At 72.5% G+C, this 2081-nt stretch carries 3 protein-coding genes; all 3 read right to left on the reverse strand.

Annotation, left to right across the window (positions count from 1 at the left end; genetic code table 11):
- On the reverse strand, positions 1–223 hold a 223-nt coding region (locus VFW24_15335; protein HEX5268138.1), incomplete at its 3' end, for an enoyl-CoA hydratase-related protein.
- A gap of 48 nt (positions 224–271) precedes the next feature.
- Positions 272–1066, reverse strand: coding sequence for an SDR family NAD(P)-dependent oxidoreductase (locus VFW24_15340; protein ID HEX5268139.1), 795 nt, complete (start codon positions 1064–1066; stop codon positions 272–274).
- Between the two features lie 17 nt (positions 1067–1083).
- Positions 1084–2081: alpha-hydroxy acid oxidase (locus VFW24_15345; protein HEX5268140.1), on the reverse strand; the 998-nt coding region annotated here is incomplete at its 5' end.

Below are 2081 nucleotides of genomic sequence, written 5' to 3' on the forward strand. Positions count from 1 at the left end.
AGTCCTTCGAACCCATGTCGTGACCGGAGGAGAACAGCGGACCGGCCCCGCCCAGGATGACCACCCGGACCTGGTCGTCGGCCGCGGCCTCGAGAAAGGCGTCCCCCAGATCGACCAGGAGGCCGCGGTGCTGGGCGTTGCGGGCCTCGGGCCGGTTGAGCATGATCCGGGCGATCCGGCCCTCATCCAGCGTCTCGTAGCTGACGTACTTGTACTCCCCCACGACGGGTCCCTCCCTGGGTCCGGCTGCGAAAGCCGGATCTTAGGAGGCTCAGCCGACCCGGGCGCTCTGGCCGCCGTCGACCGGCAGGACCACCCCGGTGACGAATCCGGCCTCGTCGGAGTGCAGGTACAGGGCGGCGTGGGCCACGTCCCACGCCGTGCCCATCCGGCCCCGGAGGGGCACCACCCGGTCCCGCCGGGCGCGGACCTCCTCCGGTGGCAGGCCCTCCTCGGCGGCGATGCCCTCGATGGCCATCGGCGTGTCGATGAGCCCGGGCATGATCGTGTTGACCCTGATCCCGTGGCGGGCATTGGCCAGTGCCAGCGACTGGCCGAGGGCGTTCATGCCCGCCTTGGAGATCTTGTAGGCGGTGAGCGGAGTGGCGGCCACCGCTGCCAGCGACGAGATGTTCACGATGCTCCCGCTTCCCTGCTCACGCATGTGTGGCAGCGCCGCCTGGCACGACAGCATGCAGCCCTTGAGGTTCACGCGCAGGATGCGGTCGAACGCCTCCTCGGTCAGCCGGTTCGGGCTGGCGTCACCTCCGCCGATCCCCACGTTGTTGTGCAGGAAGTCCACCCGGCCGAAGGCATCCATGCATGCCTCGACATAGCGGGCGCAGTCCTCGGCACGGGTCCAGTCGGCGGGGACGATCTCGGTCGTCCCGCCCTCGAGAGCGATCATGGCGGCGGTCTCGTCGGCGGACGCCAGGTCGCGGTCCACGAGGAGGAGGCGGGCACCCTCGCGGGCGAACAGCACCGCCGCCGCCCGGCCGTTTCCTATGGTCTCGCCGGGCGTCTGCCCGGCCCCGACGACGATGCCGGTCTTGCCCTCCAGTCGCACGGGCGTTCTCCTCGCGCTCAGCGGCCCCGGAACCGCACCAGGTCGGGGCCGATCTCGTCCACGGTCCGGCAGCCGGCCAGGGCCATGGTGCGCCTGACCCCGGCGTCGAGCAGGCCGATCACGTGGTCCACACCCTGCTCGCCCCCAGCACCCAGCGCGTACAGGTAGGCCCGGCCCGCCATCACCGCCCGGGCCCCTAGGGCCAGGGCCTTCACGATGTCCGATCCCCGCCGCACGCCGCCGTCGCAGATCAGCTCCACCCTGTCCCCCACCGCCTCGGCGACAGGGGCCAGCAGCTCGACCGGCGGGGGCGCCCCGTCGAGCTGGCGGCCCCCGTGGTTGGAGAGGGCCACGGCGTCCACGCCGACGGTGGCGGCGGTGCGCGCGTCCTCCACCCGCTGCACACCCTTGAGGACGATCGGGCCCGACCACGCCTCGCGGATCCATTCGAGGTCGGACCAGGAAAGCGACGCGTCGAACTGCTCGTTGATGAAGTCGGCCAGGGCCACGGCCTCCCCTGCGCCGGGGCCGGCGGAGGCGGCGTCGGTGCTGACGCTGGCCGCCACGTTGGCGAACACGATGGGCTCGCCGCGCACGAACGCCCACGTCCAGCCCGGGTGGAGCAGGCCGTCGACCAGGGTGGCGGGACCTACCGTCGGCGGCAGGGTGAACCCCCTGCGCACGTCGCGCTCCCTGCGCCCGAGCACCGGGGTGTCGACGGTGAGGACGATGGCCTCGTACCGGCACGTCGTTGCCCGGGCCAGCATGTCGCGCACCAACCCCCGGTCCTTCCAGACGTAGACCTGGAACCACTTCGGACCCTCCGAGCAGGCCGCCACCTCCTCGATGGACCGGGTCGACAGCGTCGACAGCACGTACGGCAGCCCGGCGCGGGCGGCGGGGCGCGCCACGTCCAGCTCACCACCGGGGGTGGCGATGCGGGTGAAGCCGGTGGGCGCCAGCACCAGCGGGATGGGCAGCGGCCGGCCGAGCAGGGTGGTGGAGGGGTCGACCT

This window comes from Acidimicrobiales bacterium (assembly GCA_036273495.1).
In the GTDB taxonomy this organism is placed as follows: Bacteria; Actinomycetota; Acidimicrobiia; order Acidimicrobiales; family JAJPHE01; genus DASSEU01.